The 13,712-nt window shown below is 69.1% G+C and carries 12 protein-coding genes; 4 read left to right on the top strand and 8 right to left on the bottom strand.

Annotation, left to right across the window (positions count from 1 at the left end):
- Positions 1-156: 156 nt before the first annotated feature.
- Positions 157-1,347, bottom strand: a complete 1,191-nt coding sequence (locus ACZ7KI_RS26880) for an ROK family transcriptional regulator (protein WP_470275849.1) — start codon at positions 1,345-1,347, stop codon at positions 157-159.
- Positions 1,348-1,438: 91 nt separating this feature from the next.
- Here ACZ7KI_RS26880 and ACZ7KI_RS26885 point away from each other — a divergent pair, with 91 nt between their 5' ends.
- Complete coding sequence (locus ACZ7KI_RS26885) at positions 1,439-2,605, top strand: MFS transporter (RefSeq protein WP_470275850.1); 1,167 nt, start codon at positions 1,439-1,441, stop codon at positions 2,603-2,605.
- Here the strand turns inward: ACZ7KI_RS26885 and ACZ7KI_RS26890 are convergent.
- Positions 2,602-3,372, bottom strand: a complete 771-nt coding sequence (locus ACZ7KI_RS26890; RefSeq protein ID WP_470275851.1) for a dioxygenase family protein — start codon at positions 3,370-3,372, stop codon at positions 2,602-2,604. The two genes, ACZ7KI_RS26885 and ACZ7KI_RS26890, sit on opposite strands and share 4 nt — an antisense overlap.
- Before the next feature lie 123 nt (positions 3,373-3,495).
- Here ACZ7KI_RS26890 and ACZ7KI_RS26895 point away from each other — a divergent pair, with 123 nt between their 5' ends.
- Positions 3,496-3,924 carry a MarR family winged helix-turn-helix transcriptional regulator gene (locus ACZ7KI_RS26895; RefSeq protein WP_470275976.1) on the top strand — a complete coding sequence of 143 codons (429 nt, stop codon included), beginning with the start codon at positions 3,496-3,498 and terminating at the stop codon, positions 3,922-3,924.
- On the opposite strand, the gene ACZ7KI_RS26900 is transcribed toward ACZ7KI_RS26895, so the two are convergent.
- Positions 3,900-4,274 (bottom strand): VOC family protein, encoded by a 375-nt coding sequence (locus ACZ7KI_RS26900; RefSeq protein WP_470275852.1) that lies wholly within the window; start codon positions 4,272-4,274, stop codon positions 3,900-3,902. The two genes, ACZ7KI_RS26895 and ACZ7KI_RS26900, sit on opposite strands and share 25 nt — an antisense overlap.
- Before the next feature lie 90 nt (positions 4,275-4,364).
- On the opposite strand from ACZ7KI_RS26900, the gene ACZ7KI_RS26905 reads away from it, so the two are divergent.
- Positions 4,365-5,336: a helix-turn-helix transcriptional regulator gene (locus ACZ7KI_RS26905; RefSeq protein ID WP_470275853.1), complete on the top strand. Its 972-nt coding sequence runs from the start codon at positions 4,365-4,367 to the stop codon at positions 5,334-5,336.
- A gap of 23 nt (positions 5,337-5,359) precedes the next feature.
- Here the strand turns inward: ACZ7KI_RS26905 and ACZ7KI_RS26910 are convergent, their stop codons facing one another.
- Positions 5,360-6,553: a serine hydrolase domain-containing protein gene (locus tag ACZ7KI_RS26910; RefSeq protein WP_470275854.1), complete on the bottom strand. Its 1,194-nt coding sequence runs from the start codon at positions 6,551-6,553 to the stop codon at positions 5,360-5,362.
- 60 nt (positions 6,554-6,613) lie between these two features.
- Positions 6,614-7,303 carry a TetR/AcrR family transcriptional regulator gene (locus tag ACZ7KI_RS26915; protein ID WP_470275855.1) on the bottom strand — a complete coding sequence of 230 codons (690 nt, stop codon included), beginning with the start codon at positions 7,301-7,303 and terminating at the stop codon, positions 6,614-6,616.
- Between the two features lie 70 nt (positions 7,304-7,373).
- Here ACZ7KI_RS26915 and ACZ7KI_RS26920 point away from each other — a divergent pair, with 70 nt between their 5' ends.
- Positions 7,374-8,483, top strand: coding sequence for an FAD-dependent oxidoreductase (locus ACZ7KI_RS26920; protein ID WP_470275856.1), 1,110 nt, complete (start codon positions 7,374-7,376; stop codon positions 8,481-8,483).
- Between the two features lie 36 nt (positions 8,484-8,519).
- On the opposite strand, the gene dnaB is transcribed toward ACZ7KI_RS26920, so the two are convergent.
- The 3 genes from dnaB to ACZ7KI_RS26935 form a co-directional block, all read right to left on the bottom strand.
- Complete coding sequence (gene dnaB / locus ACZ7KI_RS26925; protein ID WP_470275977.1) at positions 8,520-10,997, bottom strand: replicative DNA helicase; 2,478 nt, start codon at positions 10,995-10,997, stop codon at positions 8,520-8,522.
- Positions 10,998-11,472: 475 nt separating this feature from the next.
- Entirely contained in the window at positions 11,473-12,270 is a 798-nt protein-coding gene (locus ACZ7KI_RS26930; protein ID WP_470275857.1) for an ESX secretion-associated protein EspG, read from the bottom strand.
- Positions 12,271-12,367: 97 nt separating this feature from the next.
- Positions 12,368-13,711, bottom strand: coding sequence for a PPE domain-containing protein (locus ACZ7KI_RS26935; protein WP_470275858.1), 1,344 nt, complete (start codon positions 13,709-13,711; stop codon positions 12,368-12,370).
- Position 13,712: the final 1 nt, after the last annotated feature.

The following is a 13,712-nucleotide window of genomic DNA, read 5'->3' on the forward strand; positions in this document are numbered from 1 at the left end:
CAGACACACCCCAAACACCCACACCACACCGGTGGATCCAGGCTCAACGTCCCAATTCCTTCATAGACGTCGGCCTGCGCCATGACCAAGAGGTCCCCGACCTGCACGATCCCGACTTTGCCGGGCCCCTGACCTTGAGCGTAGGGAAGGAGGCCTTCACGGAGTCTTTCCGAACAGGGCCTCCTGTGCCGCGCCCATCGCGGTCAGCACCGCGCCTTCCCGCACCGCGCCGCCGCCGACGGTCCCCGCGCGTACCTCGGTTCGCAGCGGCGAGATCTCCGCGAGCCGGCGGCTCACCCGGTCCGCCAGCGCGTCGCCGCCCGCCCGGCCGACTTCGCCACCGAGTACGACACAGCCCGGGTCCAGTACCGCGGTGACCGCGGCGGAGCCGATGGCGATCCGCTCCGCGAGGATCTCCAGGAAGTCTTCGGCATCCGCGTCGATCGCGTACCCGACAGCCGCTTCGGCCGCTTCGGCGTTGTCGGCGGGCGAAGCCGGGATGCCGTGCGCTCGGGCCAGTTCGCAGATCGCGGCGCTGCCCGCGAGGGTGTGGAAGCCGCCGTCGCAATCGGTCGCCGTAGGAAGCCGACCGGGACCGAGCATCGGCAGGAACCCGATCTCCCCCGCACCGCCCGACGCGCCCCGGCGCAGTGAACCGTCGAGGACCACGGCCGCGCCGACGCCGAAACCGAGCCACAGCAGGACGAACGTGTCCCGGTCGCGGGCGGCGCCGAGTCGTTGTTCGGCCGCGGCCGCGAGGTTGACCTCGTTCTCCAGCAGCACCGGGATGCCCAGCCGTCGCCGGAGTTCGAAGACGAGTCTCCCGTGCCACGCGGGCAATCCCCCGGCGGGACGCAGTCCTCCGGTCGCCGGATCGACCAGTCCGGGAGCGCCGACGGCGATCGTGTGCAGCACGGACGCGCCAGCTTCGGCGGTGGTGGTCTCCAGCAGTGTGATCGCGCGTTCGACGGCCACGTCGGTGTCGATGTCCAGCTCGAACGGGAGCGAGGCCTCCGCGCGGGTCCGCCCCAGCAGGTCCGCGACCGAAACGGCCATGCCGTGCGTACGGATGTCGAGGCCGGCGAGGAACGCGCGTTCGGCGACGATGCCGTACAACTTCGCGTTGGGACCTCGGCGTTCGGCGCCCGCTTCGCCGACGACGGCGATCAGCCCGGCGTCCTGCAGCCGTTCGACGAGGTCGGCGACGGTCGGCCGGGAAAGCCCGGTCGACGTCTTGAGCTGAGCGGCCGTCAGCGGGCCCTCGCGCTGGAGCAGGTCGAGGGCGAGCCGGTCGTTGATGGCCCGTGCGGTACTCGGGGAGGCGGACGGCGTCCGAATGACACTCACCGGCAGATCCTCCCAGAATTAATTATCAGGTTCCCTTCCTGATAGTTTACGCTGACGCTCATCGGGTTGTCTCGTGGACCTTGGGGGCCCAGTGAGTAATGCAGTGGAAACCGTCGGCGAGCCGACGCGGCGGGTACGGCAGGCGCGGGTCGCCGTCGCCGCCGTCTTCGCCGTGCACGGCGCGGTGACCGGGAGTTTCGCCACCCGGATCCCGTGGATCCAGGAACACGCGGGGATCAGCGCGGGGCAGCTCGGCCTCGCGCTCGCCTTCCCCGCCATCGGTGCTTCGCTCACCATGCCGCTCGCCGCGCGGATCGGGCACCGGCTCGGTGGTCGTCAGGGACTGCGAGTGCTGCTCGCGTACTGGACGCTCGCGCTGATCCTGCCGTCACTGGCGGGCAATCTCTTCACCCTGTGCCTGGCGCTGTTCGTCTTCGGCACGGCGGCGGGCACCTCGGACGTGCTGATGAACGCACTGGGTGTCGACGTCGAGGAGAAGATGGGCAAGTCGGTCATGTCGGGGCTGCACGGCATGTGGACCACGGGCGCGCTCGTCGGATCCGCCGCCGGTGCGCTCGCCGCGCACGCCGCACTGGACGCCCGGGTGCATCTGGCGATCGCGTCGGCCGTGCTCACCGTCGCCGGCGCGCTCATCTGCCAAGGGGTGCTCGACGTCCGCAGCGCACCCGACGAGCATCCGCCGCCGAGGTTCGCGTTGCCACCGAAGTCGGCCGTGATCATCGGGGCCGTCGCGTTCTGCGCTGTCTTCGCCGAAGGGGCGAGCCTCGACTGGTCCGCCGTCTACCTGCGCGACGTCCTCGGCACCTCGCCCGGTATCGCGGCGGCGTCGACCACCGCGTTCACCTGCACGATGGCGGTCGCCCGCCTTTCCGGCGACGCGTTGGTGCGGCGCTTCGGCGCGGTGAAGACGGTTCGCGCGGGCGGCGCTTTCGCGACGGCGGGCGGTCTGCTGGTCGTCTCGGCCGCGCATCCGGTGATGGCGATGGCCGGGTTCGCGTTGATCGGGCTCGGTGTCTCCGTCGTCGTGCCGCTCGCCTTCGCGGCGGCCGGACGCAGCGGCCCGACGCCGAGCCAGTCGATCGCGGGCGTCGCGACCATCACCTACTCCTCCGGGCTCGTCGCGCCGTCGCTGATCGGCGGGATCGCCGACCTGACGTCGCTGACGGTGTCCTTCGGGCTGGTCACGCTGCTCGCACTCGGGTTGGTGGCGGGCGCCGGCGTCCTTCGATCCCGTTAGCCGAACTGGAGGGAACGCTTGGCGAGGCCGTACCAGTAGCCGTCGATGACGGTCTCGCCTTTTCCTTCGGAAGAACTCGCGCCGAGCGAGACGAACAGCGGTGCGAAGTGCTCGATCCTGGGGTGCGCGATGGCCGCGGCGGGTGCCTTGTGCTGGAAGTCCAGCAGCGCGTCGAGGTCGCCCTCGCGCAGGGTTTCCGCACCCCAGTGATCGAATTCGCTCGACCATGACGGCGGCGTGCCGTCGGTGCCGTCGGTCTGGCGCATCGCGCTCAGGTTGTGCGTGAAGAAACCGCTGCCGATGATCAGCACGCCCTCGTCGCGCAGCGGCGCGAGCTTCCGGCCGAGGTCGAACAGCTCCCGCGGGTCCAGCGACGGCATGGACACCTGCAGCACCGGGATGTCGGCGTCCGGGTACATCTCCACGAGCGGGACGTAGGCGCCGTGGTCGAGGCCGCGGTCGGGCGCGTCGTGGACCGGAGTTCGGGTCGAGCGCAGGAGTTTCCGCACCTTGTCCGCGAGTTCGGGAGCGCCGGGTGCGGCGTATTTCACCTGGTAGTAGCGATCGGGGAAGCCCCAGAAGTCGTAGACCAGCGGCACCGTGGTGGTGGCGCCGAGGGTCAGCGGCGCCTCTTCCCAGTGCGCGGAGACGACGAGGATGGCCTTCGGCTTTTCGAGGTCCGCCGACCAGCCGGCGAGCTGGCGGGTCCAGGTGGCGTCGTCGGCGAGCGGCGGCGCGCCGTGGCTGAGGTAAAGCACCGGGGTCATGTCAGCTCCAGGTGTTTGAATTTTCAACTAATACGAGAGACGACGCCGCCGCGTTCCGCCTTATTCCCCGGTGGGGATACTCGTCCTGTGAACAACGACGCCGTCGCCGACGTGGAACGCGCGATGATCGCCATCCGGCGGAGCCAGGCGAGACGCTCGCTGTCGAAGCTCGCCCGCGATCGCGCCGAATCGATGCCGGACCAGGCGGTGCAGGGCCTCCTCGACGCCGTCGAAGCGGCCGAGGAGAGCGGCGAGCCGGGCACCGTCACGAGCCTCGCGGTGGCACTGACCATCGACCAGCCGCGCGCGAGCCGTCTGGTCGCGCGGGCCGTCGACGATGGTTTCCTCCGGCGTGAGGCCGATCAGCGTGACGGCCGCCGGGCCGTCTTGGTGCTCACCGACGCCGGGCGCGCCGAGGTGACGCGCATGCACGAGTTCCGTCGTTCGGTGTTCGCCGAGGCGATGGCGGACTGGCCGGAAGAAGACCGGCGCGAGTTCGCCCGGCTGCTGACCGCCTTCGTCCGGAACTACGGCGCGCTCGGCGTGAAGTAGTTCACCAGGTTGCCGTCCGGGTCGCGGAACAGCAGCGACCGGTTCCCCCACGGCATCGTGGTCGGCTTCTGCACGATCTCGGGGGCCAGGTCCGCCAGCCTTTCGTACTCCCGGTCGACGTCCTCGACGCGGAACTCGAGGATCGCGGTCCGGTTCGATTCGGGCACCGCGGCGCCCGCGCCGAACAGGGTCATCGTCTCGGCGCCGCCGATCGCCAAGGTGCACGACGGGCCGACGAGTTCGGCGAACTGCTCCGCGCGCCATCGGGCCTCGATGCCGGTCGCCCGCTCGTAGAAGCGGGTGAGGCGGGCGACGTCGTTGGTGATGACGCGGACGGAAACGAACTGCATGGGTGGATCCTCTCGGTGCGGGAAGCGGGACACCGACCACGCTAAAAGCGATACTGGACAGAATCCGCCCGGTATTGCGACGCTCTTTTCGTGACCCGTCCGATCGCGCGAGTACTGGCCCTGCTGGAGATCCTCCAGAGCGGCGGCACCCGCACCGTCGCCGAACTCGCCGGACGGCTCGACGTCGACGAGCGCACCGTCCGCCGCTACGTCGAGCACCTCCTCGACCTGGACATCCCGGTCCGTTCGGTGCGCGGCAGGTACGGCGGATACCGCCTCGCCCCCGGCTACCGGATGCCGCCGCTGATGCTCACCGACGAGGAGGCGCTCGCCGTCCTGCTCGGACTCGTCGCGGGACGCCGTGCCGGGCTGATCACCACGTCGGTCGCGGCCGCCGAGAGCGCGGTCGCGAAAGTCCGTCGGGTCCTGCCCGAAGCCCTGGGCAGACGGCTGGACGCGTTAGTGGAGACCGCCGACTTCACCGCGCCCGCCCGGCAAGCCCTGTCCGCCGAGGCAGAGGTCCTGCTCACCGTCGCGGAGGCGGCGCGGGATCGCCGCCCGCTCGGACTCGCGTATCTCGCCGGTCACGGCGGTGCCAGCGAACGCGTCGTCCATCCGTACGGCGTCGTCGCGCACTCCGGACGGTGGTATCTGACCGGCTTCGACTCGGCCAGCGGAGAGGTACGGACGTTTCGCGCCGACCGGATCAAGTCGGTCGAGGCACACACCGGAACGTTCGAGATGCCGTCCGATTTCGACCCGGCCGAGCACGTGCTGACAGCGCTCGCCGAGACACCGCACCGGCACGACGTATCCGTGTGGATTCGAGCGACGCCCGAACGGATCCGGACCGTCTTCCCGCCGTCCGTCGCCATCCTCGAACCGGATGGTGCCGGAGTCCGCGTCCGGATCCGGGCCCAACGGCTCGACTGGATCCCGCCCCTGCTCGCCTCGCTCGACAAGCCGTTCGTCATCGAACGGCCGGATGAACTCCGTGACCTGGTCAGCGCACTGGCAGGCCGATTGGCGGCAAGTGCGGAAAATCAGACGGCCGACGGATAGACCGCCGGCCGTCTCGTTCTTCCTCACTTACCGCAGAAGACCGTCTTGAGCAGCTTGTTCAGCGCCGCCGGGAAGGCCTGCGTCGGGTCGCTCGCCGCGTCACCGGCGGTGATCGACGCGGTCAGCGTCTTGCTGCCGTCCGGCGTGCTGTACATCAGCGATCCGTAGCCGTTGAGGCCGCCGTTGTGGTTCAGGACGGGGCCGATACAGCCAGGGCCAAGGTCCTGAGTGAACTGTCCGAGGCCGTAGCGGCCGTAGAGGCTTTCGCTCTGCGGGTGCGTCTTGCGCATCTCGGCCAGGAGGGTGGCCGGGAGAAGCTTGCCGCTCTGCAGCGCGGAGAAGTAGGTCTGGAGGTCCTTGGTCGTCGAGATCATGTCCCCCGCGCTGGAGATCCAGGACGGGTTCTGGTGGGTGATGTCGATCGTCTTCCACTGACCGGCGTCTTCATAGCGGTAGTACGCGTGGGCGTACGGCTTGGGCATCCCCGGCCAGGCATCGGGCGACAAGGTGTCCCGCAACTTGAGCGGCCGCAGGATCCGCCGGTCCAGCTCGTCCGCGAAGGCGTGGCCGGTGAGCTTTTCGACCAGGAGCCTGGCGACCACGTAGTTGGTGTTGGAGTAGCTCCAGCCCGCCCCCGGCTCGAAAACCGGCGGTTTGGCCACCGCCAGCCGCACCAGCTCCTCGGGCTGGTAGGTGTGGAAGCGCTTGTCCACCCACTCCTTGCCTGCCCACGGGATCCCCGGCGTGACCGTCCCGTCCGGGTTGTACTGGCCGGTGTGGTTGAACAGACCGCTGGTGTGCTGCAGCAGCATGCGCACGGTGATCCGCCGGTCCAGCCCGAACTGCGGCAGGAAGCCCGCGACCGGGGTGTCCAACCCGATCCTGCCTTCGGCGACCAGCTGCAGCACCAGGGTCGCGGTGAAGTTCTTGGTCGTGCTGCCGACCCGGAAGTGGCCGTTGACCGGCGGCTTCGCCGTTCCGCCCAGCTCACGCACCCCGGCGCTGCCGGTCCACTCGCCCCGCTCGTCGCGGACACGCAGCAGCATCCCGCCGAAACCGGCGTCGACGAATTCCTGGGCGGCGCGCTGCAGCTCCGGCCGGTCCTGCCCGGCGGAGGCCGTCGGCGCGGCCACGCCTGCCAGCAGTGTGACGCCCAGCGCCGTGAGCCCGACGCGCCGGAGAATTCCGTTCCTCTTACCCCTCAGTGACTTGGTCATGGTGACCACGTTCGCGTGCCGCGCTGACACGGGGCAGTCACCGCGCTGACACGGCGGCTGTCACGGCGTTTGCCGCGTCAGGCGGGCTTCGATGCCGTCGAGCAGGAAGTCGAGGCCGATCCGGAAGGTCTGGTCGGCGTCCAGGTGGACGGCGTCGCGCACCACCGTCTCCAACGCGGGGAACCGGCCGGTGGCGAAGAGCCGTTCCAAATAGGGTCCGTGCGCGCTCTGCCACCGCTTCTCGTCCATCCCGCTGGCCCGTTCGGCACGCCGCTCGGCGATCTCCCGGCGCACCGCACCGATCACGTACGAGTTGACCGCGGCGACCACCGGCATTTTCGCGTCCACGCCGACGTCGTCCAGCGCGGCCAGCACGGTCTCCCCGCTCGCCATCGCGTTCGGCCCGAGCCGGGGCCTGCCGCCCAGGAGATCGGCGAGCCATTCGTGCTGGTGAGTGACGTTTCGGGTGGTTTCGGCGAGCGACCGCAGCACCTCTCGCCAGTCGTCTCCGGCAGGCCGGATCTCGGCGTGGACGGCGTCGACCATCAGGTCGAGCAGCTCCTCCTTGCTCGCGATGTAGCCGTACAGCCGCATCGGGCCGACGTCCAAGGCGGCGGCGACCTTGCGTAGTGACACCGCTTCCAGGCCGTCCGCGTCGGCCAGTCGGATCGCCGCTCGGACGATCCCCTCCCGGCTCAGCGAGGCCGGTACCGGACGATTCGGCGGCTCCGGCCTTTCCCACACCAACATGGCGCTGACAATACATCGCATTAAGCGATACAGTGTATCGACAAGTACAGCGTATCGAGGGAGTGACGACATGACCATCGCCATCGTCGGAGCAGGTCTGGGTGGCCTGGCTCTCGCCAGGGTGCTGCACGTGAACGGCGTCGACGCCGTCGTCTACGAACGGGAATCGTCACGCGAGGCGCGCGGTCAGGGCGGGATGCTCGACATCCACTCCGGCCAGCGGGCGTTGCGCGAGGCAGGTCTGATCGACCAGTTCTACGAGATCGCCCGTGGTGAAGGGCAGGACATGCGGCTTCTCCAGCCCGATGGCACTTTGCTGCTCCAAGAGGACACGCCAGACGACGCCCCGCTCGCCCGGCCCGAGGTCGACCGCGCCGATCTACGCGACCTGCTGCTGGATTCGCTCCCCGAAGGCACGGTGCGCTGGGGGCACGCGTTCGAATCCGCCGAAAACGGCAGGGTGCGGTTCGCCGATGGCGCGAGCGCGACCTGTGACCTGCTGGTCGGCGCGGACGGCGCGCAGTCCCGGGTCCGCGCGCTGGTCACCGACGCCCGCCCGGCGCATCTCGGCCAGAACGTCGTCGAGGTCGGCATTCCCGACATCGACCGCACACACCCCGACCTCGCGGCGATGGTCGGACGCGGCAACTACTGGGTGCTGGGCGACGGAGTGTCCTTGGGGGCGCAGCGAAACGGTGACGGCCGCGTCCGGATCGGCGTCAGCTTCTACAACACCGGCGAAGACTGGCTCTCCACCAGCGGTATCCCCTTCGACGACCCCGACGGCGCCCGTGCGCGGCTGATCGACCTGCTCGACGGATGGGACCCACGGATCACCGCGCTCATCGAGGCCTGCGACGACCTGGTCGTGCCGCGGTCGCTCACCGCTCTCCCGGTCGGACTGACCTGGCCGTCGGCACCGGGCGTCACGCTGATCGGCGATGCCGCGCATCTGATGCCGCCGGTGGGCGAGGGCGCCAACATGGCGCTGCTCGACGGCGCCCTGCTCGCTCTCGCCCTGGCCGCGCATCCCGACGACTACCCGACCGCCGTCAAGGAATACGAACGCGAGATGTTCGAACGAACCAGCGCCGCCGCCCGCATGTCCGCGGACATGCAGGAACTGCTGATGGCGCCCGACGCCGCCCAGAGGCTGCTCGCGTTCTTCCAGCCCGGCTGAAGTCACGCCTGAAGTGGCCTGACCGTCAGTCGCGCCCTAGTCGTGCGAGAGGTCGACGAACCGGCTGTAGTGCAGCTGGTGCGCGACGGTGATCGTCGCCGTCGGCCCGGCACGGTGCTTCGCGATGATCAGGTCCGCTTCGCCTGCCCGCGGGTCGTCCCGCTCCCAGGCGTCGGGGCGGTTGACCAGGATGACGAGGTCGGCGTCCTGCTCCAGCGAACCGGACTCACGGAGGTCGGACAGCATCGGGCGCTTGTCGGTCCGCTGCTCGGGACCACGGTTCAGCTGACTGATCGCGATCACCGGGACCTCGATCTCCTTCGCCAGCAGCTTCATCTGCCGTGAGAACTCCGAGACCTCCTGCTGCCGGGACTCGACGCGCTTGCCCGACGTCATCAGCTGCAGGTAGTCGAGGACGACGAGTTTGAGGTCGTTGCGCTGCTTGAGCCGACGGGCCTTCGCGCGGATCTCCATCATCGTCATGTTCGGCGAGTCGTCGACGAACAGCGGCGCCTCGGAGACCTCGCTCATCCGGCGCGCGAGCCGCGTCCAGTCGTCGTCGGACATCTTGCCACCGCGCATATCCGCCAGCCGGATCCGAGCCTCGGCCGAGAGCATGCGCATGACGATCTCGGTCCTGCTCATTTCCAGCGAGAAGATGACGCTGGTCAGACCGTGCTTGATGGACGCCGAACGCGCGAAATCCAGACCCAGCGTCGAGTTGTGGGTCGGGACCATCGATCGACCGGCCAGATACAGATGATCCGGCGCGTCGACTTCCACGCACCGCACCGGAACGGACGGTACGGGGCGGACGTCCACGATGTAGCGGAGGTGGGGGCGGACGCGGACGTTGGTGAGCCGTTCCTTCTGCAGCAGGTGCTTGCGCTGCAGCCAGAAAACTCGATCCTGCGTGGTGAAACCGAGGATGTAAGCCGTCGAGGTCGCCTCACTGCGTCCCTTGACCTTCTTGGTCGTGAGCGAGCAGCGATAGCCGAGGCTGATGATCAGTTCCCGTGTCTGTTCCGCGAGCACCTTGTTCGTCACGGCGAACTGAACCGCGCCGGAATGGGTGACAGTGCCGTCGGTGTCGAGCAGACCGGCGAGCAGGGCGCGGCGCTGTTCGACGGACGCCCGCAGGTAGTCCACGGGGATGTGTTTGTCGCCGAGTACGCCCATCGTGCGGAGAATCGCCTGCACGCTGCCGTGCTCGTTGCGGCACGGCTCTCCGCATACCTCGCAAAGCCGGTATTCCACCGGGTCCGGGGGGACGAGCCGCAGGGTGTACGACAGTTCACCGCGGCGTTCCACCAGAAGTCCGGCTTCCGCCTCGAGGTAACAGATGATCTCCGGGTCGGCCGTGGTGAACCGTGCACTGGCCGAGTGGCCGTCACCCAGCCAGGCTCCGAGCGCGTAGGGATGGAGCGGGAGTTCGCGTTCGGGCAGCTGCAGCGGGGCCGTGGTCGCGATCGAGTGGTTGGCTCGCCGGTCCCCGGTCTCGCACCGCACGGAGGCCGCCAGCTCTTCCGTCGTCCGCACCGACGGCGCTGACCGACCCGATCGGCGAGACGCCCTGGTGTCGGTCAGCCATTGGTGTTCGGCGTCCGCGACGATCACCGTGCCGTCCGAAAACTCGACTTCATAGCAGGGGCGGTCGTCCATGACCTCGGTCGCCGCGACCACGGTCGTGGGGCGTCCGTTCGCACCGAGCAGCCTGTCGCCGGGCTGGACTTCGCCCATGGTCGTCCAGCCGTCGGGAGTGGCCAGCGGGGTGTCCAGCGAGAGTGCCTTGCCGACACCGGGCCGCGCGGCGACGATGATCATCTGTCCCGGGTGCAGACCGTTGGTCAGATCGTCGAAGTCGGCGAATCCGGTCGGGATGCCCTGCGACTGCCCGCCGCGCGACGCGATCGCGTCGATCTCGTCCATGGTCGGCTGGAGCAGTTCTTCCAGCGCGACGTAGTCCTCGCTGGTGCGCCGCTCGGTGACGTCGTAGATCGCGGCCTGCGCGCGGTCGACGACCTCGTCGATGTTCGCGCCGTCGGCCGCGGCCGCGCCGTAGCCGTACTGCACGATCCGCGTGCCCGCCTCGACCAGGCGCCGCAGCACCGCCTTCTCGGAGACGATCTCCGCGTAGTACCCGGCGTTCGCCGCCGTCGGCACCGTCGCGATCAGGGTGTGCAGGTACGGGGCGCCGCCGACGCGGCCGAGTTCGCCTCGGCGTTCCAGTTCGGCGGAGACGGTGATCGGGTCCGCGGGTTCACCGCGTCCGTAGAGGTCGAGGATGACGTCGTAGATCGCCTGGTGCGCGGGCCGGTAGAAGTCGTCGGGGCCGAGGGCTTCGATGACGTCGGCGACGGCGTCCTTCGACAGCAGCATGCCACCGAGCACGGACTGCTCGGCCGCGATGTCCTGCGGCGGCTGGCGGTCGTATTCACCGCCACGCGGACCGGGGTCGCTGGGACCCGGGTCGGACTCCGCGTACATCGGATTGCGGTCGTCGGTCAGCGCCACCGCTGCTGCCACCTCCTCAGGCATCGAACACGCGTTCGATTATGCCAGAATTTCCCCGGTCAGTCCCCTGCGCCCGCCGTCCGCCCTCCCGCGGCTCCCCGAGCTCCCCTGCGTTCATCTCCCGGACCCCTCCGACGCAACACTGCGTACAGGCCCGGCGGGCACGGTAGGCCCCCCGAAAGGACCAGCGCAATTTCGCCTGGGGACCGCCCTGTGGACAACCTGGGGATGACTGCGGGCATCCCTTCACAGGTGGCCCAAAGCCTGTGTACAACTTGTGGGCAACGCTGGAATGGTCTGACAAAACAGCTGGTCAGGGCCTGTGGAGAGACTGTGGAGAACTTTATTCAAATCCGTCCGGCGTGTCGGGCAAAACACGTCGTTCGGCGTGTCGCACGGCGGCGCACAGGGGTGCCCTGTGGATGAATGCTACGGAGGGTAGAGGGTCCACCCGCCGAGCTGAACGGCGTGTGATTCAGGATGCGAACAACCTGCCCTGTGCGCTCCGTAGTCGTTCCGCGAGAACCTGCTGGTCGGCGGGTGTGAAGGCGATCCGCGGCTCGCCACTCCCCGGTACCTCTTCGGTCAGCCACCGGCCCTCGGCCGTATCGATGTAGTTCACCGGGCGTTCGATCCGCTGCCGCGCGCCGCTCCGGCCGCGAGCGGCGACATACAGGCTGCCGCTGCCCATCCGGCGTAGCGCGAGGATGCGGCGAAGCTCGTCGGCCTCCTGGCTGCCGGCGCTCTGCCGCCCGCTGCGAAGCACCTCGAAGCCCTCGTCCTGTGCTGTCGACGACGAGCGCGGCGCTTCGATCTGGCTCTTCGGAACGGCGATCGGACGTCCGCGTCCCGGCGCGAGCTTCGGGATCTGGTCGAGGAACTCGGTGAGCAGCGCCTCGGGCCGTACCGAACCGAGCGCGATGCCGTCGTGTTCGCTGTGCCGGGCGAGTACGAAGCCCTCCCCGCCGCTGCTGCCCGCCAGCAGGGTGAAGCTCAGCGCCTTGCCCTCGAATCCGCCGTCGACCCAGCCGTAGTACTCCAGGGACGGCCTGGCGATGGCTTCGAGCGTCGCCTTGAATCCGGGGTGCAGTCCCCTGGCGCCGAAGAGGCCCTGGCTCGCCAGTTCCTCGTTGGCCCGTTCGTCCTCGGTCCGCTGCGCGTCGTCGCTGTACCAGGTCGGGGTTTCCGACAGGATCGTGTGCGGTTCGCCGCCTCGGCGGCGGATCAGCGTGATGAGGGTGCCGGTCGTGATGGTGACCTGCTTGTCCAGCACCGGAACTGCCCCCTAGTCGTTCGTGTTCGTCCAGCCCGGAACAAGACAAGCCGGGCGCGGCGCCAATTTTGGCACGCGCCCGGCGCGGGAGTACGTATTACTCCCCGATCACCGGCGGCGCGGTGAGTTCGTCGGTCCCGAAGATCTCGTTGGGGTCGTCGCCGACGAGGAATTTGGAGCTGCGCTCCTCGTCCTCGCCGCCCTTGCCTTTCGCGCCACCGGCTCCCATACCGCCCATGCCGCCCATCATGCCGCCGGCGCCACGACCCGCTCCGGCACCGGCTCCGGCCGCGCCGCCGCCCATGCCGGCGCCGCCCATCGCACCCGCGTTGCCGGGCAGGGCCGCGCCGCTCCCGGCACCGGGACCGAACCCTGGGCCGAAGCCGCCGTCCGGACCGAAGCCGCCTGCTCCGGGGATGTCGGTGCCGCCGAAGCCGGCGCCACCACCACCGCCTCCGCCGCTACCCGGGCCGAAGCCGCCGGCACCGGGGATCTTCGGCGGGGTGAAGCCGGAGGCGTTCGTCCCGTCGTCCCAGGACGGCGGCTTGTAGTTGCTGCCGGGGATGTTCGGGTTGTACTGCCCGCCGGGCAGGCCGGAACCCGGCAGGTTCGAGCCGGGGATGTTCGACCCGGGCAGGTTGCTGCCCGGAAAATTCGACCCCGGCGGGTGCGCACCCGGCGTACCGATACCCGGGATGTTCGCACCGGGCACGGTCGGCATCCCGCCGGGCGGCATCGAACCGGGCGGCGTCGAGATGCCCGGCATGCCGTTGTGCCCGTTCCGGTCGCCCTGGCCGTTCCCGTTGCCGTCCTTGTCCTTGCCGTTTCCGCCGCCGCCGTTGACGTCGACGTTCGTGTTCTGCCCCTCCATCTTGCTGTAGGTGGGCAGCTTCTTGCCGTTCTCGGAACTGGCCTTGAAGTACTCGTTGAACGCGTCGACGTTCGCTTGACCCTTTTGGTTGTAGTCCCGGATCGCGCGGTCGGTGTCGGTCGTCCACGGGGTGATGGAGTTGAGCAGGTTGTTCTTCGGCGGATCCTTCGGAACCGGCTGGACCTTCGCCTTCACCGTGGTGAACGCGGTGTTCTGCTCGCCGAGGTACTTGTCGGAGTCCGTCAGCTTCTTGCCGGAGTCCTCCATCCAGGCCCGCAGCGGATGCGCGCCGGACTCCTGCGCGGCTTCGGCGCTCTTACCCGTCCAGGCGGCGTCCATCTCCTTCGACAGGCTGTCGATGGTGGTCAGCCTGTCCTGGTAACCGGCCTTGAGCCGGGTCGCCGCGGCCTGGCCCTCCTGGATCGACCCGGTACCCGGGCCGGTGACGATCTTCTCCCAGATGTTGTAGCAATCGATCTTGCGATCGCCGCCCGACGCTTCGAAGTCGCCGGATTTCGTGGTCGCCAGGTTGTAGGCCGAGTACCCGGCGATGATCGGCAGCAGGAACACG

Source organism: Amycolatopsis sp. NPDC039088 (assembly GCF_055598845.1).